At 59.6% G+C, this 23,183-nt stretch carries 25 protein-coding genes; 11 read left to right on the top strand and 14 right to left on the bottom strand.

Translation table 11 applies throughout. The annotated features are described in order from the left end of the window. The first annotated feature begins 304 nt into the window (after positions 1 to 304). The 3 genes from ABE528_RS26760 (at position 305) to ABE528_RS26750 (ending at position 2,911) form a co-directional block, all read left to right on the top strand. A complete protein-coding gene (locus ABE528_RS26760) occupies positions 305 to 847 on the top strand; it encodes a hypothetical protein (RefSeq protein WP_346654566.1) in 543 nt (180 codons plus the stop codon). 5 nt (positions 848 to 852) lie between these two features. Then, on the top strand, positions 853 to 2,220 hold the full coding sequence (locus ABE528_RS26755; protein WP_346654567.1) for an MFS transporter: 1,368 nt from the start codon (positions 853 to 855) through the stop codon (positions 2,218 to 2,220). A 466-nt stretch (positions 2,221 to 2,686) separates the two neighbouring features. Continuing rightward, on the top strand, positions 2,687 to 2,911 hold the full coding sequence (locus ABE528_RS26750) for a hypothetical protein (RefSeq protein ID WP_346654565.1): 225 nt from the start codon (positions 2,687 to 2,689) through the stop codon (positions 2,909 to 2,911). A gap of 121 nt (positions 2,912 to 3,032) precedes the next feature. Here ABE528_RS26750 and arsH read toward each other — a convergent pair whose 3' ends face one another. The 10 genes from arsH to ABE528_RS26700 form a co-directional block, all read right to left on the bottom strand. Further along, on the bottom strand, positions 3,033 to 3,734 hold the full coding sequence (gene arsH / locus ABE528_RS26745) for an arsenical resistance protein ArsH (protein ID WP_346654564.1): 702 nt from the start codon (positions 3,732 to 3,734) through the stop codon (positions 3,033 to 3,035). Positions 3,735 to 3,746: 12 nt separating this feature from the next. Continuing rightward, positions 3,747 to 4,217: an arsenate reductase ArsC gene (locus ABE528_RS26740; protein ID WP_346654563.1), complete on the bottom strand. Its 471-nt coding sequence runs from the start codon at positions 4,215 to 4,217 to the stop codon at positions 3,747 to 3,749. Between the two features lie 27 nt (positions 4,218 to 4,244). After that, positions 4,245 to 5,528: an arsenic transporter gene (locus ABE528_RS26735; RefSeq protein WP_346654562.1), complete on the bottom strand. Its 1,284-nt coding sequence runs from the start codon at positions 5,526 to 5,528 to the stop codon at positions 4,245 to 4,247. Between the two features lie 21 nt (positions 5,529 to 5,549). Next, positions 5,550 to 5,897 (bottom strand): metalloregulator ArsR/SmtB family transcription factor, encoded by a 348-nt coding sequence (locus ABE528_RS26730; RefSeq protein ID WP_313365110.1) that lies wholly within the window; start codon positions 5,895 to 5,897, stop codon positions 5,550 to 5,552. 528 nt (positions 5,898 to 6,425) lie between these two features. Further along, positions 6,426 to 6,962 carry a hypothetical protein gene (locus ABE528_RS26725; protein WP_346654561.1) on the bottom strand — a complete coding sequence of 179 codons (537 nt, stop codon included), beginning with the start codon at positions 6,960 to 6,962 and terminating at the stop codon, positions 6,426 to 6,428. A gap of 98 nt (positions 6,963 to 7,060) precedes the next feature. Continuing rightward, positions 7,061 to 8,179 (bottom strand): sulfurtransferase, encoded by a 1,119-nt coding sequence (locus ABE528_RS26720; protein WP_346654560.1) that lies wholly within the window; start codon positions 8,177 to 8,179, stop codon positions 7,061 to 7,063. Between the two features lie 758 nt (positions 8,180 to 8,937). Continuing rightward, positions 8,938 to 9,912 carry a fimbrial protein gene (locus ABE528_RS26715; protein WP_152956111.1) on the bottom strand — a complete coding sequence of 325 codons (975 nt, stop codon included), beginning with the start codon at positions 9,910 to 9,912 and terminating at the stop codon, positions 8,938 to 8,940. Then, entirely contained in the window at positions 9,909 to 10,238 is a 330-nt protein-coding gene (locus ABE528_RS26710) for a hypothetical protein (RefSeq protein WP_346654559.1), read from the bottom strand. Before ABE528_RS26710 ends, ABE528_RS26715 begins: the two co-directional genes overlap by 4 nt. Before the next feature lie 220 nt (positions 10,239 to 10,458). Beyond that, positions 10,459 to 10,641, bottom strand: a complete 183-nt coding sequence (locus ABE528_RS26705) for a hypothetical protein (RefSeq protein WP_152956113.1) — start codon at positions 10,639 to 10,641, stop codon at positions 10,459 to 10,461. Between the two features lie 94 nt (positions 10,642 to 10,735). Beyond that, positions 10,736 to 11,077, bottom strand: a complete 342-nt coding sequence (locus tag ABE528_RS26700) for a hypothetical protein (protein ID WP_152956114.1) — start codon at positions 11,075 to 11,077, stop codon at positions 10,736 to 10,738. Between the two features lie 161 nt (positions 11,078 to 11,238). Here ABE528_RS26700 and ABE528_RS26695 point away from each other — a divergent pair, with 161 nt between their 5' ends. Next, complete coding sequence (locus tag ABE528_RS26695; RefSeq protein ID WP_346654558.1) at positions 11,239 to 12,072, top strand: shikimate 5-dehydrogenase; 834 nt, start codon at positions 11,239 to 11,241, stop codon at positions 12,070 to 12,072. A 9-nt stretch (positions 12,073 to 12,081) separates the two neighbouring features. On the opposite strand, the gene ABE528_RS26690 is transcribed toward ABE528_RS26695, so the two are convergent. The 3 genes from ABE528_RS26690 to ABE528_RS26680 all read right to left on the bottom strand — a co-directional run bounded on the left by ABE528_RS26690 (position 12,082) and on the right by ABE528_RS26680 (position 13,536). Then, positions 12,082 to 12,324 carry a hypothetical protein gene (locus tag ABE528_RS26690; RefSeq protein WP_054883229.1) on the bottom strand — a complete coding sequence of 81 codons (243 nt, stop codon included), beginning with the start codon at positions 12,322 to 12,324 and terminating at the stop codon, positions 12,082 to 12,084. Between the two features lie 96 nt (positions 12,325 to 12,420). Continuing rightward, positions 12,421 to 12,948, bottom strand: a complete 528-nt coding sequence (gene gloA / locus ABE528_RS26685) for a lactoylglutathione lyase (protein ID WP_152956116.1) — start codon at positions 12,946 to 12,948, stop codon at positions 12,421 to 12,423. 228 nt (positions 12,949 to 13,176) lie between these two features. Continuing rightward, positions 13,177 to 13,536, bottom strand: coding sequence for a histone-like nucleoid-structuring protein, MvaT/MvaU family (locus tag ABE528_RS26680; RefSeq protein ID WP_346654557.1), 360 nt, complete (start codon positions 13,534 to 13,536; stop codon positions 13,177 to 13,179). A 359-nt stretch (positions 13,537 to 13,895) separates the two neighbouring features. On the opposite strand from ABE528_RS26680, the gene ABE528_RS26675 reads away from it, so the two are divergent. Together ABE528_RS26675 and cobF are read left to right on the top strand one after the other, a co-directional pair. Beyond that, complete coding sequence (locus tag ABE528_RS26675) at positions 13,896 to 15,185, top strand: OprD family porin (protein ID WP_152956117.1); 1,290 nt, start codon at positions 13,896 to 13,898, stop codon at positions 15,183 to 15,185. A 21-nt stretch (positions 15,186 to 15,206) separates the two neighbouring features. Continuing rightward, entirely contained in the window at positions 15,207 to 15,956 is a 750-nt protein-coding gene (gene cobF, locus ABE528_RS26670) for a precorrin-6A synthase (deacetylating) (protein WP_346654556.1), read from the top strand. 16 nt (positions 15,957 to 15,972) lie between these two features. Here the strand turns inward: cobF and ABE528_RS26665 are convergent, their stop codons facing one another. Continuing rightward, positions 15,973 to 16,323 carry a response regulator gene (locus tag ABE528_RS26665; RefSeq protein WP_152956119.1) on the bottom strand — a complete coding sequence of 117 codons (351 nt, stop codon included), beginning with the start codon at positions 16,321 to 16,323 and terminating at the stop codon, positions 15,973 to 15,975. 253 nt (positions 16,324 to 16,576) lie between these two features. Between ABE528_RS26665 and ABE528_RS26660 the strand changes: the two genes are divergently transcribed. Genes ABE528_RS26660 through ABE528_RS26640 form a run of 5 tightly spaced genes read left to right on the top strand, consistent with a single transcriptional unit; the run spans position 16,577 to position 23,076 of the window. Then, positions 16,577 to 20,044 carry a response regulator gene (locus ABE528_RS26660; RefSeq protein ID WP_346654555.1) on the top strand — a complete coding sequence of 1,156 codons (3,468 nt, stop codon included), beginning with the start codon at positions 16,577 to 16,579 and terminating at the stop codon, positions 20,042 to 20,044. Continuing rightward, positions 20,041 to 20,862 carry a protein-glutamate O-methyltransferase CheR gene (locus ABE528_RS26655; protein ID WP_152956121.1) on the top strand — a complete coding sequence of 274 codons (822 nt, stop codon included), beginning with the start codon at positions 20,041 to 20,043 and terminating at the stop codon, positions 20,860 to 20,862. Before ABE528_RS26660 ends, ABE528_RS26655 begins: the two co-directional genes overlap by 4 nt. Beyond that, entirely contained in the window at positions 20,859 to 21,434 is a 576-nt protein-coding gene (locus ABE528_RS26650; RefSeq protein ID WP_152956122.1) for a chemotaxis protein CheB, read from the top strand. The genes ABE528_RS26655 and ABE528_RS26650 overlap by 4 nt, the downstream gene beginning before the upstream one ends. After that, positions 21,428 to 22,654 carry a hybrid sensor histidine kinase/response regulator gene (locus ABE528_RS26645; protein ID WP_152956123.1) on the top strand — a complete coding sequence of 409 codons (1,227 nt, stop codon included), beginning with the start codon at positions 21,428 to 21,430 and terminating at the stop codon, positions 22,652 to 22,654. The genes ABE528_RS26650 and ABE528_RS26645 overlap by 7 nt, the downstream gene beginning before the upstream one ends. A 44-nt stretch (positions 22,655 to 22,698) precedes the next feature. Continuing rightward, positions 22,699 to 23,076, top strand: coding sequence for a response regulator (locus ABE528_RS26640; RefSeq protein WP_023629509.1), 378 nt, complete (start codon positions 22,699 to 22,701; stop codon positions 23,074 to 23,076). The last annotated feature ends 107 nt before the right edge of the window (positions 23,077 to 23,183 follow it).

Raw genomic sequence — 23,183 nt, 5'->3', positions numbered from 1 at the left:
GCTTCGTGCTTGAACTCAGGGGTAAAGGTACGGCGTTGCTTGGTCATCGGACACCTCTCTGTGGCGAGCATTCTCGCCTAAATGGGTGTCCGGGGTTAGTAGACCACTACACACTGCCCTCTGCCAAGATTGCTTCAAGGGTGATGAGCAAATTTAAATCGGGAGTAGTCATGTCGGGGTCGCTTATGCAGGGGGAGATAAGGCGTCGTATGCACAATTAGAATGCAGGTAGCGCGTCTTCCGCAATCCAACGGTGCTCACTAGAGTGGGATGGCGAGCAGTTAAACCGATTGGGAGAGCCTGTATGAGCGCGCTTGAAAGATTCATCAGCAACGTAAGGTCGTCATGGGGGCCGATGAGTACTGAGCTTGTCGCCGCCTGTCAGCACCAGTTGGGGCACCTGGTTAACGCCGACTACTCAGAGCAGTGGCTGGCTTTGCTTCACTTGGAAGCGGCGGTTCAAAAAGAGCTTTACCGGGATCCAGAACATGGGTTCATTCTGCTGGCCTACACGGAGCCAGCTGAGCTTTACCGTCAGCCTCATGATCACGGCAGGGGCTGGGCCATCTATGGCGTGCAGCATGGCGCGGTCGAGGTGGGTACATATGCCAGGATCGAAGACCAAAATGGTGATGTAAAGCTCATCAAACGTGGCTCCACAGTGATCCATGCTGGAGAGACTCAAGTGTACTTACCCGGAGATATCCACGATACACGCTGTGTAGGAAGCCAAGCATTGATATTCCGCTTGACCGATCGCGACCTTAAGAAAGAGGACAAGGAGGCGCGACAGATGACTCGGTATGTCGAGCAAGCTGGAAATTGGGTTCCAGAGACACGGCAGTGAAGAAAATGTCGGGCTCATACGACTTGATGCCGCCTGTGGCCGGACCACACAACACGCCTGCACTATCATCGAAGATGGCAGTGTGCGCCGTATTGGCCGGAATGATGTTGGTGGTTATGAACACCGCGATGGCTACAGTAGCGCTCCCGGCAATGGCCGTGGAGCTGCGGGTATCTCCCGCTGATGCCACCTGGATATTGACTGCTTATCAAGCAGGTTTGCTGATAGCGATGTTGCCCTGTGCGGCGCTCGGAGAAAAATTCGGTTATCGCGGTGTGTTCACTTGGGGCCTGTGTTTGTTTGCCGCCAGTACCATGGCATGTGCACTAGCGCCTACTCTTGGCTGGCTTGTTGCTGCCCGTTTGCTGCAGGGCATTGGCGGAGCCCCAATAATGGCATTGGGAATGGCACTGTTGCGCAGCATTGTGAGTCATCAGAGACTTGGCGCCGCCATAGGTTGGAATGCATCAGTTGTAGCATTTTCATCAGCCGCGGGTCCTTTCATCGGCACTGCCATAATTTCAGTCGCCCAGTGGTCTTGGCTCTTCAGCTGCGCACTTCCAGTGGTGGCGGTGGTGTTGCTTGCAACCGTCTTTCTGCCGCCCTCCGCGAAGAAAGATGATCCGCTTGACCTGTTTAGTATGTTGTTGAGTGTCGGAGTCTTTGCAGCACTAATAGCGGCGCTAGGTGTGTTGGCGAACAGGCCGATAGCGGGCGCTCTTTTGCTCGTATTTTCCGTTGCGCAGATGTGGATCCTAGTTAAAAGAGAACGGACGAATTCCGCGCCATTGGTTCCGATAGACTTGCTTAAGCATTATCCTTTGCGTGTGTCGGTTATTTCTTCGATCTTTTGCTTTTCTGGGCAGGCTGTAGGAATGGTCGCCCTGCCATTCTTTTTTCAAAAGAGTCTCGGGTTGAGTAACTGGGTGGTAAGCGGATTGATGGCGGCCTGGCCGCTGAGCGTCGCCGTCATGGCTCCATTTTCCGGAGCACTTGCAGATAGATTCCCAACGGCGAAACTGTGTCTCTCGGGCGGAGTGGGACTTGCTTTTGGGCTTTTTATGATCTCTTTAGTTGATAATGGCGTAGCCTGGTTGTTAATACCCTGCGTCGTTTTGTGTGGCTTCGGATTCAGCATGTTCAATGTTGCGAATAACCGCAATATGTTCATGGGTGCGCCCATGCGAAGGAGCGGTGCAATGGGAGGGTTGCAAGGTACTGCGCGATTGGTGGGGCAGACCACCGGGGCGGTGATGATGGGTGTGTTGTTTAATTTGGAGTCTATTGAACAGGCCTCTCGGACGGGTTTGGCGATTGGAGCAGCGTTGGTATTGATTTCAGCCTTTTTTAGCTTGTTATCCCCCCCAAGGTAGCACGCGAAATAATTGAAAAGTCCGGATGGTTCTATCTCTTTGGGCGAAATGATGTCTAGCGTCCGCGGGGTTCAATAAGGATAAAGAAAATGGAAAAGGCTTTGAATTTTGACTTCTTTTATTTGGGGCATCAGGTCAGCGGATTGCTAATTAAGGGTCCTTTTAGTTATCGGAATTGACGGAGCCAAACCAGTAGTCCGAGCCGCTTGCACGTCGGCAAGAACATAACTGATCACCGTCCGGTCAAAGGTGCTGTTAGTTAGGTCGTGAACCGCGTAATGCCTCCTCTGTAGAGAAGTATGTCCAGTTCAGCATATCGCTTATCACTTGCGCCGTAGTGCCTTTCGGCCTTTCAGACGTGCGGGCCATCCAGTGGAGGGATAGAGCCAGCTTTGAACGTGCACAAATAGCCGGGCAGTTCTGAAAAGCGTCCTATAATGCGCTGATGAACTGATCGGAGCAGGCAATGGAGAAGCGCACCTTCATCGGAATGATTGAGGCGGGAGAGCCCCTGTTGAAAGAGGCCCTGGTCGCCATGCGGGCTTATCACCAGGCGCAGGATGAAGGGAAACCCGCTGAAGAAGTCGAGCGGCTGCACCTGCTGGCCGAGTCGCTATTCCAAGTGGTCTGCGATTACCAGCTGCGGGTGGTAGCCAAGGCCCGCGGGAAAGATCTGCCACCGCTTCACTGAATTTGTTCAGTGGATCAAATGGTCCAAGCGGAAGGCTTGAACCCTTGGCGTCCCACGTTTTGGCGAGCCAGTTCGAAGGCATCCTTGATCGAGCACTTTCGATCGGTGATGGACATAGCGCTCAAATCGAGCGCTGGTTTACACGGACTGAGAGTTGCTCGGCATTCTCCTTACGCTCCGAATAGCGATCCACCAGGAACTCCTGGCGGTCACGCAGCAGCATGGTGAACTTCACCAGCTCCTCCATGACATCCACCACGCGGTCGTAATACGGCGAAGGCTTCATCCGCCCAGCGTCGTCGAACTCTAGGTGGGCCTTGGGTACCGAGGACTGGTTCGGAATGGTGAACATCCGCATCCAGCGGCCAAGCACACGAAGCTGGTTGACTACGTTGAACGATTGCGAGCCGCCACACACCTGCATGACTGCCAGGGTCTTGCCTTGGGTGGGGCGAACCGCACCCAGCGCCAGGGGTATCCAGTCGATCTGCGCTTTGAAAACCGCAGACATCGCACCATGGCGCTCTGGCGAGCACCAGACCTGGCCTTCCGACCACTGCACCAGGTCACGCAATTCCTGCACCTTCGGGTGCTCAACCGGCACGTCTTCAGGCAGCGGCAGGCCCGATGGATTGAACACCTGCGTCTCGGCACCGAAGTGCTCCAGCAGGCGTGCGGCTTCCTCCACCAGCAAGCGACTGAAGGAGCGTTCGCGTGTCGATCCATACAGCAGTAGGATGCGCGGCTTGTGCTCACTGGAACGACTCACCGCTGGCGGCACATCGAACAGCGCGAGGTCGAGATTAGGCAATTGCTCGGACATGTTTCCTCCTGCTCAAAGCGTACCGATGCGATCCAGCTCATGCTTGAGCTGCTCACGGTCGAGGTGATCGAAAGGCAGCGCGAAGAAGGCCTGGCAGCGAGCTTCGATGCGAGCCAGCGTGGCGCGGAATGCTGTGTCGACCGACGCCTCGTCAGCCACGACATCGGATGGATCCTCCAGCCCCCAGTGCGACTTCAGTGCAGGCCCGAAATACACCGGGCAAGCTTCGCCGGCAGCCTTGTCGCACACGGTGATGACGATATCAGGAGGGCAGTCCACGAACGCGTCATTGCCCTTGCTGCTCAGCCCATCTGTTGAGATGCCGGCATGCTGCAAGGTGGTCAGGCTGCGAGGCAACACTTGGCCCTTCGGAAAACTGCCGGAACTGACGGCTTCAAATCCGTGAGGCGCCAAGTGATTGAACATGGCCTCGGAAAGGATGCTGCGGCAGCTGTTGGCCGTGCACATGAACAGGACTCGCATGGGGGCTCCTCCGCTTCGTGGCGGATGTCAGAGGCTCAGGCGCAATGCCAGGGCCGAAAGGGTGATCAACAGAACCGGCAGCGTCAGCAGGATGCCGACCTTAAAGTAGTAACCCCAGGTGATGCGCACGCCTTTGCGCTCCAGCACGTGCAGCCAGAGCAGCGTAGCGAGGCTGCCGATGGGGGTGATCTTTGGGCCGAGGTCGCAGCCGATGACGTTGGCGTAGATCATCGCTTCACGCACCAGCCCTTGCGCCTCGCTGGCCTGGATCGACAAGGCGCCGACCAACACGCTTGGCATGTTGTTCATGACCGAGGACAGCAATGCGGCAATCAACCCGGTGCCGATGGCAGCACTCCACAGCCCTTGCTGCGCAAGGCGATCCAGCAGGTGGGTGAGCATGTCGGTGAGGCCGGCATTCTTCAGTCCGTAGACCACCAGGTACATGCCAAGAGAGAAAATCACCACCTGCCAGGGCGCTTCGCGCAGTACTCGGCGGGTCGAGATGCGATGCCCGCGAGCGGCGACGGCAAAGAGAATCGCCGCGCAGGCCGCGGCTACCGCACTGATCGGGATACCCAGTGGTTCCAGGGCGAACAGGCCGATCAACAACACCAGCAGCACCCAGCCACCAACGTTGAAGGTCGCGCGGTCATGAATCGCCTCGCTTGGCGTCTTCAAGGCCGCGACCGTGTACTGTCTCGGGATATCACGGCGGAAGAACAGGAACAGCACCATCAGGGTTGCGGCCACGCTGGCGAAATTCACCGGCACCATCACCGAGGCATAGTCGCTGAAGCCCAGCCTGAAGTAGTCGGCCGAGACGATATTTACCAGGTTGGAGACTACCAGCGGCAGGCTCGCCGTGTCGGCGATGAAGCCGGCGGCCATGACGAAGGCCAGCGTCGCGGCGGGCGAAAAACGCAGCGCGAGCAGCATCGACATGACGATAGGTGTGAGGATCAGTGCCGCTCCGTCATTGGCGAACAGCGCCGACACGGTGGCACCGAGCAGCACGCTGAAGGCGAACAGGCGGTAACCGCTGCCGTTTGCCCAGCGCGCCACGTGCAGCGCGGCCCACTCGAAGAAACCGGCTTCGTCCAGCAGCAGGCTGATGATGATGACGGCGATGAAGGTTGCGGTGGCGTTCCAGACAATAGCCCACACAGTCGGGATGTCGTGCAGCGAAACGGCACCCGCCGCCAAGGCGATTAGGGCACCGAGCGCGGCACTCCAGCCAACGCCAAGCCCCTTCGGCTGCCAGATGACCAAGATAAGGGTGAAAACAAAGACGGCAATGGCGACCAGCATGAAGACCTCGCGCGATGTTGGTCAGCAGCAGGCAGCGTCACGGACGGGGCGGCCGTCCATGTTTTGCAGCCGAAGCGAGTTGTCTGCCAACCACTGTGAGTTGGCCTGCAAGGTCACCTGCAGCATTTCATGCACCCAGGCGGGAAGCTCCGGGTTAAGGCGGTAGTACACCCACTGACCCTGTCGACGATCCAGCAGCATGCCATTGCTGCGCAGCTGCGCGAGGTGACGGCTTATCTTGGGTTGGCTGTCGTTCAGAGCGCACATCAGTTCGCAGACACATAGTTCACCGAGGCTTGCGATCAGCAAGGTGGCGCGAGCACGGGTCTCGTCGGATAGGCTCTTGAACACATCGGGCGGGGTAATCATGGTTGCACCAATACATATGGAAACTCGAATATACGTATTTCCATATGTTGTATGCAAGCACATCTCGGCTGAACCTCCGCTATGGGGCGCGAACCAATAGATGTGTTTCGGTTGGGGATAGAGGGGTATTTTATCCAGCAAAATCAACACATCCCCACTCGCTAAACACCATGGCATAGCGCATGGTTATGTTGGCTAAAGGGGGCAGAGTGGCTTCAAAAAATGCTGGATGGGCGTACAGCCAGCTCGTACCAATTTTCGTACCAATGGCTGTGTTTTTTGGGTGGGATGCAGTGTGGCGGGGAGGGCTGGAAGGCCCGTAAACACGGGCTTTCCTCACTTTCAAAAACTCTTCAAAACGCGAAAATCATCTGGCGATAGTGTTCCAATGCATCGCGGGCGTGCTGATGCTTCTCTTCCAGCGAGCGGATTTGCCCATCGTGATCCTGCAGGCGGTTTCCAGATCACCGTTGGCCGCCGCAAGCGGGCTCGCCAAGGGCGAGGCCTTCGTGTTGCCAGAGAGATCGGTCACGGTTTCTGTGCCGGCTCTGCGCCACGGTACTGCTGCTGCCACATCATGTGGTTCATCATCTGCTGCTGCATGTTCAGGTACTGATCCATCATGTATTGGTGCTGACGCGCCTGCTCGGGCGTGAGATGCGAGTAGTAGCCGCGCATGTGCATCCAGCCGCCACCCCCCCCCATCATGCCCGGCCCCATGCCCATTCCTCCGGGCCCCATGCCAGCGGGTCCGCCCCCCTTCGCCCAGAGGTCGTGCATCGCGGTCATGGTGCTGCGCATGCTGTTCCAGTGCTCATCCAGCAGCTTCTGCCGCTCCTTCGGGTCCTGGGTGGTCTGGATCTTCTGCATTTGTTCGTGCATCGCTCCCATCTGCTGCTGGATCTGCTCCAGTTGCTTGTCGAACGCGGCGGTGTCCGGCGCCTTGGGCGTAGCCTGCACCGCCGCCTTGTCGTCGACCTTGGGCTTGGTTTCGGCCCCCTTCACCGACACCAGTGGAGCGCTTGCCAACAGAGCCAACGCCATGGCTATTGTGGTTTTCTTCATGTTTGTTCTCCCGCTGACTTAAGGATCAATGTGCAATCGCTGGACGCTCACAGAGTTTCGCGCAGGGCAGCCAGTCCGGCTGCCTGCATGAGCGGCTACTAATAGGGGAGCCCTTCCTCGATGGGTAACGCAGGGTCTCGAGACCACTCGTTCCAGGAGCCCAGGTAGAGGCGAACGTCCCTGATTCCGGCTTCCTCCAAAGCCACTAAGGTATTGGAGGCACGTGCGCCCTTGAAGCAAAAGACCACCACAGGCGTATCGCGGCCGAATCCGACCGTCGCGCACTCAGCGAGAATCTCACTGGGTGACTTGAACATCGGCCCTTGAGCCGTCGGCTTCATCATCCGGTACCACTCCAGCCAGACGGATCCAGGGATACGCCCCTTGCGCGGGCAGAAATCCTTTCCATAGGGCGATGAGCTTTCGCCGATCCATTCGTCAACGTCACGTACGTCGAGCTTGACGACTTTGGGGTCGGCAACTACCCGCTTCATTTCGGCAAGGTCGACGAAGAGGCTGCGTTCTCCATCGGAAGAAGGAAACGTGGCGGGGGCCGGCGAGGACGCTTCACTGGTACTGGGAAGTCCTGCGTTGCGCCAGGCGTTGTAGCCGCCATGCAGAATCTTGATCTTGTCGCGTGGGTAGCCGAGATAGCGGAGCAGCACGTAGCCCCGGCAAGACTGCCCGAAGCCAGTGGTCATGGACTGCTCGTACACCAGCGCCGTCTCCTTGCCGGACAAGCCGGCCTTCGCGAATGCCTGGACGAATGTATCGCGCAGCGCGGTCAGGCCTTCCAGAGTGGTGGTCGCCAGGTAGGTAAATATCTCGTGGATATTCACCGCGCCCGGCAGGTGGGCCTCGGCGTAACTCGCAGCATCTCGGGTGTCGATGAGTACGACGGGCCCATGTTTGACCAGTTCGGCCAATTCGGAGGGCGAAATAAGAACTCTGCTGTACATGAGGAACCTCACAGAGCAGGACGGTGCCTGCCTGAAAATGTAAGAGAGAATCCACTGCCCAACAGCCTTCCCTACACAACACGGCTGAGGAAAACCCAGTGTGAGAAAACTGGAAAAGTGCTCATTGATGTGAATCAACTCCTGCGGCGAAGCTTCACAGTTGGCAGGTTTCGACCAGCGCGACCAACAGCCAGATGCATCGACCCCGCTTTCGTAGAAACCTCGAACGGCTGCAAAGGGTCGATAGCTGTCAGTCATAGCGGACCTCATAGCCCAATGGTCTGAGCGCTTGTATACGGTCTTGGAAACTGTTGCGCCGCACCTAAGGTAAGCGTGGGTTTTCATCTGAAGTCTTGGGCCAATTCTTGGGCCAATGTATACGTTTTGGGCGGTGAGGAGAGGCGGGAGCCCGCGAAAACGGCACTGTACACCGCTCAGAACCGCGAAAATAATCGCATGATGATGTTGGCTAAAGGGGTCAGAGTGGCTTCGAAAAAATGCTGGATGGGCGTACAGCCAGCTCGTACCAATTTTCGTACCAATGGGTGTGTTTTTGGGTGGGATGCAGTGTGGCAGGGAGGGCTGGAAGGCCCGTAAATACGGGCTTTCCTCACTTTCTGAAACTCTTCAAAACGCTAAAAACATTTGTGGAGTATGGCCGAAGTGCTGTCGAATGCCTTATATCCAAAGGGCGCAAGGTGAAGGAAATTTAATCCAGTACCCAAACCTGCTTTTCCAGCTACGCCCATGTGGGCCACTCATTGGCCGAATTCAGCCACTTTTGCCTAGGCGGTGAGCAGCGCCTGGGCGGCGTGGCCAAGCTGTCATGCAATGTGGGTGGGCTTCCCCCAGGCATGGCGCGGAGCCGAATTTGCTGCGTCAGCATGGCAAGCAAATGGTGCGGGGGATAGATCTGCCCCCGCTGCACGAGTCCGCGTTTCTGGCTGAACCACAGCTGTAATGAGGCAAAACGGCTAGACAGGCCTCCAGCTTCAACCGTGACGCCCACACAGTAGTTACAAATAGTTCATGACGAAGATCACTTCGCTGTTGGCGGAGCCTGCGGCCATTCCCTCATCGTATTGGCCGGAGGCACCATTCGGTAGCGTCCGTATATACTTGGCATTCAAGGGTATGGAGAAGGTTCCGCCAGCTGTCGAGTACTCATTGAAGATATAGGTCTTGTCGAGTTGTAGGGGAGTCTGATTGCTGTCGAGCAATTGCAGCGCTATACCTTTAGCGGTTGAGCTTTTGTTTAATTCTATAATGCCGAGTGCGCTGTCCACTGCAGGGGAGCCTGACGTGGCAGATAAGCTATAGCTGACTTTCTGGATGCCACTCGGGCAGTTATTCAGTTTTATATTGAACGCTTTGGGTGGCGTGGCATTTCCGTTTCTTGAAAATACGCTAAGGTTGTGTTCGCCCATGTCGACGGCAATGTCTGGAGTTTCGCACGACTGAAGGATAATGGCTAAACTCTTGTCAGTGATCATTGCTAAAGGTCTTAGGCTGGTCGAATCTATTTGCATGTAACCCAGGGTGCCGGCTGGTAGGGTTGTGCCTGGTGAAATATCGCCGGTTTTAACTATGCGCAGGGCGTTGGTTGTGGTGTTGAATCCATATCCGCCTGGTTGTTGGGTTCTCCCGCCGCCAACACCATTGTATGCAGTCCCCTGATAAACCCACTGCCACGAAAGCCCCGTATTGCCTATTGGGAAATAAGATGATGTTGAGTCGGTTCCCAAATTGTTTTTAACCCCGACCGTGAATGGGGCTGAGCACTTGTACGATGCGGCGCCATTGAAGGTTGTTGCCGCGGACTCATAAATGACGCTATTGACTGCAGCGTCGCGGGGAATGGAAAGCGTTGAAGGTATACTTATGGTTATCTGTTTTTGCGAGTGGCCGTCAAAAAACTCACACGCTGCAAACGAGAGCGAAGGTGCGGCGATAAAGATAAAAGCAGCCAGTGATGTGATAGGTTTATTCATTTTGCAAGCCCCTCGACAAATGGCCAGTTGAATTCGGGGTGCTCGATAATTAAACGCTGGTAGGCGTGATTTAAACGGGCGTTCTCTGCCTCACTGGAAGTTTCGTTTACGCTTGCATGTGGCGGTGAACTACATGCAGAAATAGTGAAGCATATACTTGATATAAGTATAGTCAGGCCATTATAATGCTTGCTTGCTTGCTTGCTTGCTTGCTTGCTTGCTTGCTTGCTTGCTTGCTTGCTTGCTTGCTTGCTTGCTTGCTTGCTTGCTTGCTTGCTTGCTTGCTTGCTTGCTTGCTTGGTCATAAGTTTGCCTTGTTTTTGCATGGCGCATGCCTGTGAAATGAATGCGCCACGTTATCCTCAGAATGGCCAGAAGTTTAATCAGACGATTCTGATAGGGCTTTCATTGTGCTGCGGCCGCGAAATGAAAAGCCTCATGCTGCAATGGTTTTTCGCTCTCCGTTTGTCGGTATGACCAGGCAAAAAAAGACCCGCCAGCAGGCGGGTCACAAGGAGCGTAGGGAGCAACGCACAACAAATTCGGTCAAGCGATCAGGCAATCGGCCTGGAGCTGTTCAGCCAGGGCCTGGGCCGAGGCGCGGGTAGCCAGCGGGCCGCTGACGGCCTCGCCATTGCTTACCAGGTACCAGCAGGCCAGCAGGCCTTGCTCACGCAGGGTGACGGGGACGGCAGTGCCGACGACGGACATGATCTGAATAGTGGCCATGGGGACCTCCTGTGAAACATGGCCCTACCTTACGCAGCAGCCGACAGTGTTTGAAATCAACACGCTCAATAGTGCTCATCAGTTTTATCAACGATCACCAGCGAGGCGGGCCGTAATACACCGGTGGCGGGCCGTAGTACGGGCGGTACGCCGGTGGTGGCGGAGCCGGTACGTAGTACGGCTGGTAGTAGACTGGCTGTGGCGGCGCCTGCACATACACCGGCGGCGGCCCGTAGTAGACAGGCTGTTGTTGCACATAGACGGTGCGGTCGTGGCCGCCATATACCGTCGCACCGACCACGGCACCGACCACAGCGGCACCGAGCAGCGGACCCGGGCCATACCAGCCATGACCGCCGCCACCATGGGCAGAGGCTTGCCCGCTGATGGCCAAGGCACCGACCAGCAGGGCGATTCCGGGGAGATGACGGTTCATGAGACTTCCTCGCAAGGTAACCCCACGCTTGGGGCCTTAATACTATGACTCCGGTCTCTGTCAGCCGAGCACAGGGAAACGGTAAAGGTTGTGTAAGGGACGACCAGTGGTTGCGTCTGGTACGCTGAATAAACGATTCAGTTCTGAAAAAGGAGCAGGTTATGGCGACAACTCCCAGCAGAGACACCGTACTGTGCATTTCCCTGGCCGGGCGGCCTGGCACCTTCGGCGTGCGTTTTCATAATCACCTCTACCAGCAGCTCGGCCTTGACTACTACTACAAGGCCATGAGCACCGACGACCTGCCGGCAGCCGTCGCAGGCATCCGCGCGCTGGGCATTCGCGGCTGTGGCGTGTCGATGCCGTACAAGGAGGCGTGCATGGCGCTGGTCGACGAAATCGACCCGTCGGCGGCGGCGATCGAGTCGGTCAATACCTTGGTCAATACAGCAGGGCATCTGAAGGCCTACAACACCGATTACCTGGCCGTGCGGCAGCTGTTCGAAGAACATCAGGTCGATCCCGCCACTGCGTTCGCCCTGCGCGGCAGTGGCGGCATGGCCAAGGCGGTGGCCAGTGCCTTGCGCGACGCCGGGTTCCGAGAAGGCATCATCGTCGCGCGCAACGAGCAGGCCGGGCGGCAGTTGGCGGATGTCTGCGGTTATCGCTGGGTGGCTGAGCTGGGTGACTTGTGCCCGCCGATGCTGGTGAACGTGACACCGATCGGCATGGCTGGCGGGCCGGAGGCGCAGGAACTGGCCTTCAGCGAAAATGCCATCGCGGCAGCAGAACGGGTGTTCGACGTGGTGGCGATGCCGGCGCGCACGCCGTTAATTCAGCGGGCGGAGGCGCTGGGCAAGCCGGTAATTACCGGGCTCGAAGTGATCGCCCTGCAAGCGTTGGAGCAGTTCGTGCTGTACACCGGGGTACGGCCCAGCCGCGAACAGGTTGAAGCGGCGGTAGCCTACGCGCGCGCCGCTCCTGCAACAAAATGACCGCTCGGGTCAGAAGGCCTTGTGCCCCTTGTCCAACTGCTCGTCCACCAATGCCCGGCCATGGGCCAGCGACACATGCTGGGCATTCTCAAGGTCCGAGAAGAACTTCATCGGCATCGACATGCGCTTGCTGGTGTGCCCCTGTGGGTCGGTGATCAGGCAACCGGCGGCATAGGGCAGGGGGGAGTCGGGGTGGGGCATCACGCTGGCGGTGATGGTGTGGTCGCGGTATTCACAGTGAAGAGATTGCATCGTCCTTACCTCGCTGTGGCATGTGAAGCGGTTACCTTCATATACCACAGCAAGGGGCCGGCAGTTCCCGGCCCGACGAGCGCGAGCTGACGGCGATCAGCCCTTCAGTTCGGTTGGCTGGATCACTTCTACCCAGTAACCGTCCGGGTCCTTGATGAAGGCCAGGTGGTTCATGCGGCCGTCTTGCAGGCGCTTCTGGAACGGCACGTCGAGGGCTTCGAAACGCGCACAGGCTTCACGTACGTCCGGCACCGAGACGCAGATGTGGCCAAAGCCACGAGGGTCGGTGTTGCCGTTGTGGTAGGCGAAATCCGCGTCGTTTTCGGTGCCGTGGTTGTGGGTCAGCTCCAGCACGCCCGGGATCGACTTCATCCACTGGTGGCGGGCAGCGTCGTCGGCAGGGATCTGTGCCGGGTCGACCAGCGCCAGGAAGTACAGGCTGAAGGCAGCTTCCGGGAAGTCGCGCTTGTCGACCAGGCGGAAGCCCAGCACGCGGGTGTAGAAGTCCAGCGACTTCTCGATGTCCTTGACCCGCAGCATGGTGTGGTTGAAGACGAACTGGGCGGTAGCGGCGTCTGGCTGTGCGGTGACGCCAGGCAGGGTTTGCAGATCGTGCAGGCTCATGGGTACTCCAGAGACGGGGCTGGCAACCAGGTGCCAGCGAAACAGACAGGAGGCCATGATACGTCAGTGAAGCGTTTGCGCAAATGAAAGCGCCCTGCTCGGGGGGAGCAGGGCGCCGGAATTAGAGGCCCGCATGTGCGGGCGCGTGATGGGGTCGCTAGTCCTTTAGCTGTCTCGATACTGCTGCAGCCGTTGTGAAAAAAGTGTGAAGTGGGTGTTGACGTTTCATCAGCGAACCCAGCTTTCCACGGTAGTGGCCCCATACTGTTCTTTCCACGCCTTGAGACCGCGGTGGTTGCCGCCTTTGGTCTCGATCAGCTCGCCGGTGTGCGGGTTTTCGTAGACTTTAACCACGCGCGGGCGGCGCTGCTGTTTCGGTGCACTGACAGCACCACGGGTAACCGCCTTCGGGTCGAGGATGGCGATGATATCGCGCAGACTTTTGTCATAGCTTTTCATCAGGCCGACTAGTTTCTGCTCGAATTCGATTTCGCGTTTGAGGCCGGCATCCTTTTTCAGCGCCTCCAGTTGCGCCATCTGTTCCTGGAGCGCTTTTTCGGCAGCACGAAACTCTGCAAGTCTGGACACTGTAATCACTCCTGTACGTCTTCCGTGGCAGGGCGTGACGAACATTGACAAGGACTAAACGCCCGCCACGCGGGTGGGTAACACTGTTCGCTGAGATCGAGTGTAGACACTTGCCGGACTTCGGTAAACCGCAAACTTTTTATAAGTAAACGGGAACTTTCCAAGTTTTCCGGGCGGTAACTCAAACGGTTTTGCGATCCGTCTTCGAGGGCTTCTAGACCATGGTCCAATAGCCCGGAGCAGAGCGGTTGGGCGATCATTTCAGATGATGGTCGGCGCATGTTCGGCCGCGACGCATTAGCGTGGCGCAGGGTGCGCCACGATTTGTTTTTTCGCCTTTCTTGTGGATGTTCCCTCGCATGTTTTCCCCCCTTCCTCTCGCCCCCGGGCGCCGTGTTGCCGGCCTGTTCCTGTTGTGTACCGGCGCGCATGCCCAGGCCGCCGGTTTTCTTGAAGACACGCGTGCCAAGCTCGAAGCACGCACTGTCTATTTCAACCGGGATTTTCGTGACGGCCACAGCAGTTCCAGCCAGGGTGCGTCAAAACGTGAAGAGTCGGCGCAAGGCTTCATTCTCAATGTGCAGTCGGGTTATACCCAGGGCCCGGTCGGCTTTGGCGTGGATGCACTGGGCATGTTAGGGATCAAGCTGGATTCCAGCCCGGCCGACAGTAACAGTGGTTTGCTGCCGTCTTCCGGGCACGACCCACGGCACTCCGCCGACCAATACGCGAAGATGGGCCTGGCGGCCAAGGTCAAGGTTTCCAGCACGGTGCTGAAGTATGGCTCGATGATGCCGGACGTACCGCTGTTGAAATACAACGATGGTCGCCTGCTGCCGACCCTGTTCCACGGTGCGATGCTCACCTCCGAAGAAGTGCGCGACCTGAAGTTCACCCTGGCCCGGCTGGACAAGTACACCGCGCGTGATTCCACCGATCGCCAGGATATTCGCGTGCATTGCAAGAACAAGCGCTATGCCTGCGATACCGAAGCCGACCACTTTGACCTGGCCGGCCTGGACTACCGTTTCAATGACCGGTTCAGTGCCCAGTATCAGGTCGCCAAGCTGGAAAACATCTACCGCCAGCATTTCCTTGGCCTGGTCGCCAGCCAGCCGCTCGCCGTCGGCAGCCTGTCGGCAGACCTGCGGCTGATCAAGAGCGATGACATCGGCAATGCCCGCGCTGGCGAGATCGACCACCGGGCCTTCAGCGGCATGCTCGGCTACAGCCTGGGAGGGCACAAGATCAGCGCCGGCTGGCAGCGCATGTACGGCGAAAGTGCCATGCCGTACCTCGATGGCAGCAACCCGTACCTGGTCAACTACGCCCAGGTCAACGACTTCGCCGCCGCCCAGGAGCGCTCCTGGCAGTTGCGTTACGACTACGACTTCAAAGCCCTCGGCGTGCCCGGCCTGAGCTTCTTCACCCGCTACATCAACGGCGACCACATCAAGGTCCCGGGCAGCAATGCCGAAGGCAAGGAATGGGAACGCGACACCGAGCTCAAGTACCAGGTGCAGAGCGGCACCTTCAAGGATGTCAGCGTGCGCCTGCGCAACTCCACGTACCGCAGCAACTACGAGAAGTGGGCGCGGGACATGGACGAGACACGGGTCATCGTCAGCTATAACTTCTCTATCTTCTGAGTCGAGATATCGGGCGGTGCCATGAAAGACGTTCTGCTGATCGGTATCGGCCCAGGCGACCCGCGGCAGATCACCGTCGAGGCAATCGAGGCACTGCGTCGCGCCAGCGTGTTCTTCGTGCTCGACAAAGGCGCCGGCAAGGGTGATCTGCTGCGCTTGCGCAAGGCGATCCTCGAGCGCTACCGGCCCGAGGGTGGCTACCGCCTGGTGCAAGTGGCGGACCCGCGGCGCGATGCCGAGGCGGATGACTACGCAGGCGCGGTGCACGACTGGCATCGCCAGCGTGCCGCGCTGTATGCCCGGTTGATCAGCGAAGAGATGGGCGCCGAGGATATCGGCGCCTTTTTGCTTTGGGGTGAGCCGGGGCTCTACGACAGCACCTTGCGTATTCTTGCCCTGGTCCGCGAACGCGGTGTGGCGCTGCGCCTGCAGGTGATTCCCGGTATCAGCAGTGTGCAGGCCCTGGCGGCGCGGCACCAGATCCCCCTCAACCGCATTGGCGAGCCGCTGACTGTACTGCCAGGGCGGCGCCTGGCCGAGCAGGGGCAGGTGGACAATGTGGTGGTGATGCTCGACGGGCAATGTGCCTTTGCGGCGCTGGAGGATCCGGCGCTGGTGATCTACTGGGGCGCTTACCTGGGCACGGCCGATGAAGTGCTGATCGCTGGGCCTTTGCAGGCCGTGAAGGCACGGATACTTGAGGTGCGCGAGCGGGAGCGGCTGCGCAGGGGGTGGATCATGGATACCTATCTGTTGCGCAGAGAGCTTTGAGTGGCATTACCGCCGCTCAAGGCGTACCCAGAATCTCCACCACCTTGTCGCGCAGCTGGTCGATGCTGAACGGCTTGCCGATCATGTGCATGCCCTCCGGCACCTCGAAACTCTCGGCATAGCCACTGGCAAACAGCACTGGCAGCAACGGCCGCGCCGCACGGGCCTTGGCTGCCAGCGCCTCACCGCGCATGTCCGGCAGGCCCACGTCGGTCACCAGCAGGGCCAGTTGCTGGCTGGTATCCTCGATCACCTTCAGCGCTGCCGTGGCGTTTTCTGCCTCGAGGGTGCTGTAGCCCAATTCGTCGAGCACTTCGACCATCAGCATGCGTACGATGTCGTCGTCTTCGACTACCAGAAGGTGCATGGTTGTATTCCTGTTAAAAAAAGGCATGTCCCTACTCTGTGCGCCAGGCAGGGACAGAAGTTCCCGAGGATACCGACTGTGGCACAACGATGGAACGAATCTCACAGGCAGCCTTCAAATACTGGCTAAATGCCCTGCCGAAGCGGCCCAAGCGGGTTAGACTCGCTTGTTAACCGGTGAGCGCAGCGGCAGATAACAACAGGCTTCAGCCGCCACACTTTTCAATGGACCTTTTTTGCGCGGGCGTTTTCAAATGATTCAAGCAGCCTCGATTGACCAGCAAAGCTTCCGCAAGCTGTTAAGCCGAAATATCGGCCTGCCCCTGGCCGTGGGCCTGCTCGGCGCCGTGGCCTTCGTCGCGGTGATCAACTACCTGCTTTCGTCCATGCAGTGGGTCGAGCACACCGATCGGGTGATCGGCAATGCCAACGAAACGCTCAAGTTGTCGATCGACATGGAAACCGGCATGCGCGGTTATCTGATCACTGGTGACGAACGCTTCCTCGACCCCTACGAGGTGGCCAAGCCACGCATTCTCGGTAGCCTGCAGAGCCTGCGCGGCATGGTCGAGGACAACCCGCAGCAGGTTGACCGTATCGACCGGCTGATTGCCTTGCAAAATGCCTGGAACGCATTCGGCGGCGAGATGATCAACCAGCTGCGCACGGGTGGCGACTACCGTGCTTCGGTCGGCAATGGCCGCGGCAAGCGCATCACCGACGAAATACGCAAAGAGTTCGACGACCTGATCGGCACCGAGCAGCAGCTGCGCCTGGCGCGCACCGAGAAGGTCAGTGCGGTTACCGTTACCGCCATTTCCGCCTTTGTGCTGCTCATCGTCGGCCTCAGCGCTTTGCTCGCCTATTTCGGCCGCCGCGATCTGTTGGCCCTGTCGGCCAGCTACACCGAAAACCTGCAGGCGCAGCAGCGCGCTGCCGAGCGCCTGGAGCACCAGGCCTGGCTGCGCAATGGCCAGACACAGCTGGCCGGGCAGATGCTCGGCCAGCTGACCCTGCCGATGCTAGGCGACAACATTCTGCGCTTCTTCGCCAGCTATCTGGGCAGCGTGGTCGGTGCGCTTTATGTGCGCGACGAACATGGCCGCCTGGTACGCGTGGCCAGCTATGGCCTGGCGGCCGAGGAGCAGGCTCGCCAACAGGTGCTGGGTGATCACGACGGCCTGCTGGCCCAGGCCGTGCGCGAAGGGCGCCTGCTGCGCCTGGACGACCTCCCGGAAAACTACTATCACCTGAGCTCTGGCCTGGGCAGCGGCCTGCCACGCAGTGCGCTGCTGATGCCGGCCGGCGATGACGGCCAGATCAACGGGGTGCTCGAACTGGGCTTCCTGCGCCCGCTGCAGGAACGTGACGACGAACTGATGCAACGGGTCGCCGGCAACCTTGGCATTTCCATCGAAAGTGCCCGTTATCGCCAGCGCCTGCAGGAAGTATTGGCCGAGACCCAGCAGCTCAACGAAGAACTGCAGGTGCAGCAGGAAGAACTGAAGACCGCCAACGAAGAGCTCGAAGAACAATCCCGGGTGCTCAAGGAGTCCCAGGCCCACCTGGAAACCCAGCAGGCCGAACTTGAGCAGACCAACGAGCAACTGTCCGAACGCACCGAGGCGCTGGACCGCAAGAACGACGAACTCAGCCAGGCCCAGGAAGAACTGCAGGCGCGTGCCGACGACCTGCAACGCTCGAGCAAGTACAAGTCCGAGTTCCTCGCCAACATGTCCCACGAGCTGCGCACGCCGCTCAACAGCTCGCTGATCCTGGCCAAGCTGCTGGCCGAGAACGGCGAGGGCAACCTCAGCGCCGAGCAGGTCAAGTTCGCCGAGTCGATCTACTCCGCTGGCAACGACCTGCTGAACCTGATCAACGACATCCTCGACATCGCCAAGGTCGAGGCCGGCAAGCTTGAAGTGCGCCCGGAAAACACTCAGCTCGAACGCCTGGTCGAAGGCTTGCGTGGCATGTTCCAGCCGTTGGCCGAGCACAAGGGCCTGGGCTTCGAGGTCACGGTCGAAGCGAAGGTGCCAGCCACCTTGTTCACCGACCGCCAGCGCCTGGAGCAGATCCTCAAGAACCTGCTGTCCAACGCCATCAAGTTCACCGAGCGTGGCCAGGTCAGCCTGAACATTGGCTACCAGGCCGGCAGCGGCATCATCTTCGCGGTGCGCGACAGCGGCATCGGCATCGCCGCCGACCAGCAGCAGGCGATCTTCGGCGCCTTCCATCAGGTTGACGGCACCAGTAACCGCCGCTACGGCGGCACCGGCCTGGGCCTGTCGATCTCGCGTGACCTGGCCCATCTGCTGGGCGGGCAGATCAGCGTTGACAGCAGCCTTGGCCAGGGCAGCGTGTTCAACCTGATCATGCCGGAACGCTACGAGTCGCAGGGTGAGGAGGTCGAGGCGTTGAGCTTGCGCCCGGCCGTTGACAGCCTGCCGCCGGCGCCGTCGATTACCGTTCCGGCGCTGGCCAAGCGCCCGGCTCCGGCCTTCAGCGATGACCGCGAGCGCGCACCGTTTGGCAACCGCTGCATTCTGGTAGTCGAGGACGAGCCGAACTTCGCCCGCATTCTCTTCGACCTGGCCCACGAACTGGGTTACAGCTGCCTGGTGGCGCAAAGCGCCGATGAGGGCTTCGAGCTGGCCGAACAGTACATCCCCGATGCAATCCTGCTGGACATGCGCCTGCCCGACCATTCCGGGCTGACCGTGTTGCAGCGCCTCAAGGAGCAGGCCACCACCCGGCACATCCCGGTGCACATCATCTCGGTGGAGGACCGTGTCGAGGCAGCCATGCACATGGGGGCGGTGGGTTATGCGGTCAAACCCACCAGCCGTGAGGAGCTCAAGGAAGTCTTCGCCCGCCTGGAGGCCAAGCTGACCCAGAAGCTCAAGCACATCCTGCTGGTGGAGGACGACGACCTGCAGCGCGAGAGCATCGCCCGCCTGATCGGCGACGAGGATGTCGAAATCACTGCGGTGGCCATGGCCCAGGACGCCCTGGCACTGTTGCGCGAGAACATCTACGACTGCATGATCATCGACCTCAAGCTGCCCGACATGCTCGGCAACGAGCTGCTCAAACGCATGACCGCCGAGGATATCCGTTCGTTCCCGCCAGTGATCGTCTACACCGGGCGCAACCTCACCCGCGAAGAAGAGGCCGACCTGCTCAAGTATTCGCGCTCGATCATCATCAAGGGCGCGCGCTCGCCGGAGCGTCTGCTTGATGAAGTGACGCTGTTCCTGCACAAGGTCGAATCGCAGCTGTCCCATGAGCGCCAGCGCATGCTCAAGACCGCGCGCAGCCGCGACAAGGTGTTCGAGGGCCGCAAGGTGCTGCTGGTGGACGACGATGTGCGCAACATCTTTGCCCTCACCAGCGCCCTGGAGCACAAAGGTGCCATCGTCGAGATCGGCCGCAACGGGCGCGAAGCCATCGAGCGCCTGGAGCAGCACGATGACATCGACCTGGTGCTGATGGACGTGATGATGCCGGAGATGGACGGCTTCGAGGCCACTCGGCTAATCCGCCAGCAGCCGCGCTGGCGCAAGCTGCCGATCATCGCCGTCACCGCCAAGGCGATGAAGGACGACCAGCAGCGTTGCCTGCAGGCAGGCGCCAATGATTACCTGGCCAAACCGATCGACCTGGACCGCCTGTTCTCGTTGATCCGCGTATGGCTGCCGCAACTGGAGCGAATTTGACTAGCGAGCGCAACACCGACATCGAGATCCGGCTGCTGATCGAGGCGATCTACCTCAAATACAGCTACGATTTTCGCAACTATTCCGGCGCTTCGATCAAGCGCCGGATCCTCCATGCGCTGCGCCAGTTCGATTGCCTTACGGTGTCGGCGCTGCAGGAGCGGGTGCTGCACGACCCGAGCATGTTCATGCAGTTGCTGCAGTACCTGACGATCCCGGTCAGCGAGATGTTCCGCGACCCCAGCCACTTCCTCGCGCTGCGCCAGGAAGTGGTGCCGCTGCTGCGCACCTGGCCGTCGATCAAGGTGTGGATTGCCGGTTGCAGCACCGGTGAAGAGGTGTATTCAATGGCCATCCTGCTGCGCGAGGAGGGCCTGCTCGAACGCACCATCATTTACGCCACCGACATCAACCCGCACTCGCTGGACCGTGCCAAGCAGGGCATCTACTCGATGCAGAGCATGCGCGAGTACGAAGAAAACTACCGCCTGGCCGGTGGCCGCCGCGACTTTGCCGAGTACTACACCGCTGCCTATGGCAACGCCATCATGGACAGCAGCCTGCGTGACAACGTGACCTTTGCCGACCACAGCCTGGCCACCGACAGCGTGTTTTCCGAGACCCAGTTGGTGTCGTGCCGCAATGTGCTGATCTATTTCAACAAGGCGCTGCAGGACCGCGCCCTCGGGCTGTTCCACGAGTCCTTGTGCCACCGTGGCTTCCTGGTACTGGGCAGCAAGGAATCGGTAGACTTTTCGGCCTACAGCGAGCGCTTCGAGCCGCTGGTCAAGCCCGAACGGATCTACCGCAAATCATGAACGGCGTGCGTGCGGTGGTCATCGGCGCCTCGGCGGGCGGCGTCACGGCGCTGTTCACGGTGCTCGGCGCGCTGCCGGCCAGTTTTGCCATTCCGGTCTTGTGCGTGCTGCACCTGCCAGACGACCGCCACAGCCAGTTGGCCGAGGTGCTGCAACGGCGCGTGCAGCTGCCGGTGCGCCAGGCTTGCGACAAGCAAGCCATTGCCCCCGGGCAGATCTACGTGGCCGGGCCGGGTTACCACCTGTCGGTGGAAGCCGACTTCAGCCTGTCGCTGAGCCAGGAGGAGCCGGTGCATTTCTCGCGCCCGGCCATCGATTTTCTGTTCACCTCGGCGGCCGATGCCTACGGCCCCGGGTTGCTCGGCGTGCTACTTACCGGTGCCAATGAAGATGGTGCCCAAGGGCTTGCCTACATCAAGAACAACGGCGGCCGGACCGTGGTCCAGGACCCCCGCGACGCACAGGTGGCGCTGATGCCGGAGGCCGCACTGGCCCTGCACACGCCTGACCTTATTCTTTCTCTGAGCGGTATCGGGCAGTTGCTCGCTACCCTGGAACCCAGCGCATGCTAAGCCACACCCCTGCCAAACTGCTGATCGTCGACGACCTGCCGGAAAACCTGCTGGCCCTGGCCGCCCTGATCCAGGGCGAAGACCGCGAAGTGCACCAGGCGCAGTCGGCAGAAGCGGCCCTGTCGCTGTTGCTCGAACACGAGTTCGCCCTGGCCATTCTCGACGTGCAGATGCCGGGCATGAACGGCTTCGAGCTGGCCGAGCTGATGCGCGGTACGGAAAAGACCCGCAACATTCCGATCGTTTTCGTCACCGCTGCCGGGCGTGAAATGAACTATGCCTTCAAGGGTTACGAGAGCGGCGCGGTGGACTTCCTGCACAAGCCCCTCGACACCCTGGCGGTCAAGAGCAAGGTATCGGTATTCGTCGACCTGTACCGCCAGCGCAAGGTGCTCGACCGGCAGTTGCAGGCGCTCGAACGCAGCCGCCAGGAGCAGGAGCTGCTGCTGGCCCAGTTGCAGGTGGCGCGGGGTGAGCTGGAGCATGCGGTGCGCATGCGCGACGACTTCATGTCGATCGTTGCCCATGAGGTGCGCACGCCGCTCAACGGCCTGATCCTGGAAACCCAGCTGCGCAAGATGCACCTGACGCGCGGCAACCTCAGTGCGTTCAGCGCCGACAAGCTGCAAGCCATGGTCGAGCGTGACGAACGCCAGATCAACAGCCTGATCCGCCTGATCGAGGACATGCTCGACGTGTCGCGCATCCGCACCGGCAAGCTGTCGCTGCGGCCCAAGGCATTCGACCTGAGCCTGCTGGTGCGTGGCCTGGTAGAGAACTTCGCGGCCCAAGCTGCGGCGCTGGATACCTGTATCGAGTTGCAGCGTTGCGAATCACTGTGTGGCGAGTGGGACGAATTTCGTATTGAGCAAGTACTGGCCAACCTGTTGTCCAATGCGTTGCGCTATGGCGAAGGCCAGCCGGTGCAGGTGCGGGTGTTCGAGCAGGATGGCCTGGCCTGGGTACAGGTGCAGGACGGCGGGATCGGCATCAGCGCCGCCAACCAGCAGCGGATCTTCCAGCAGTTCGAGCGCGTGGCCACCCAGCAGGCCAGTGCTGGCTTGGGGCTGGGGTTGTATATCTCCGAGCAGATCGTCCAGGCCCATGGCGGACGCATCCAGGTGCAAAGCGAGGAGGGCAAGGGTGCCACTTTCAGCTTGCTGCTGCCGCTGGCAGGTGCAACCGAACAAAACGACCAGCTGCGGGCAACCTCCGCGTAAGCCTGGGGTCAGATGGCCAACTGTATGAATTTCAAGGCGTTGTCATGAGTGAAGATGCACAAGATGTGGTGCTGGTGGTCGAAGATGAACCGGCGATCCGGATGATCCTGCGCGACTACCTGGCGGGTGAGGGCTACCACGTGCTGGTGGCAGAGGACGGTGAACAGGCCTTCGCCATTCTGGCGAGCAAGCCGCACCTGGACCTGATGGTGACCGATTTCCGCTTGCCGGGTGGTATTTCCGGGGTGGAGATCGCCGAACCTGCGGTAAAGTTGCGACCGGACCTGAAGGTGATCTTCATCAGCGGCTACCCGGCGGAGATCCTTGAATCCGGCAGCCCGATCGCCCGCAAGGCGCCGATCCTGGCCAAGCCATTCGACCTCGATACCCTGCACGAACAGATCCAGGCCCTGCTGCGTTAACCTGTGTCGGGGGGGGGGGGGGGGCGCGCCCCCCCACCGCCGCCCCCCAGAGGACACCAACCCCGGCGGACAGCCCCCCCCCCACCCGAACCACCACCCCCCCCCCC

Source organism: Pseudomonas sp. TWI628 (assembly GCF_039673865.1).
Taxonomy (GTDB): Bacteria; Pseudomonadota; Gammaproteobacteria; order Pseudomonadales; family Pseudomonadaceae; genus Aquipseudomonas.
This window is presented reverse-complemented; position numbering and strand designations above follow the sequence as displayed.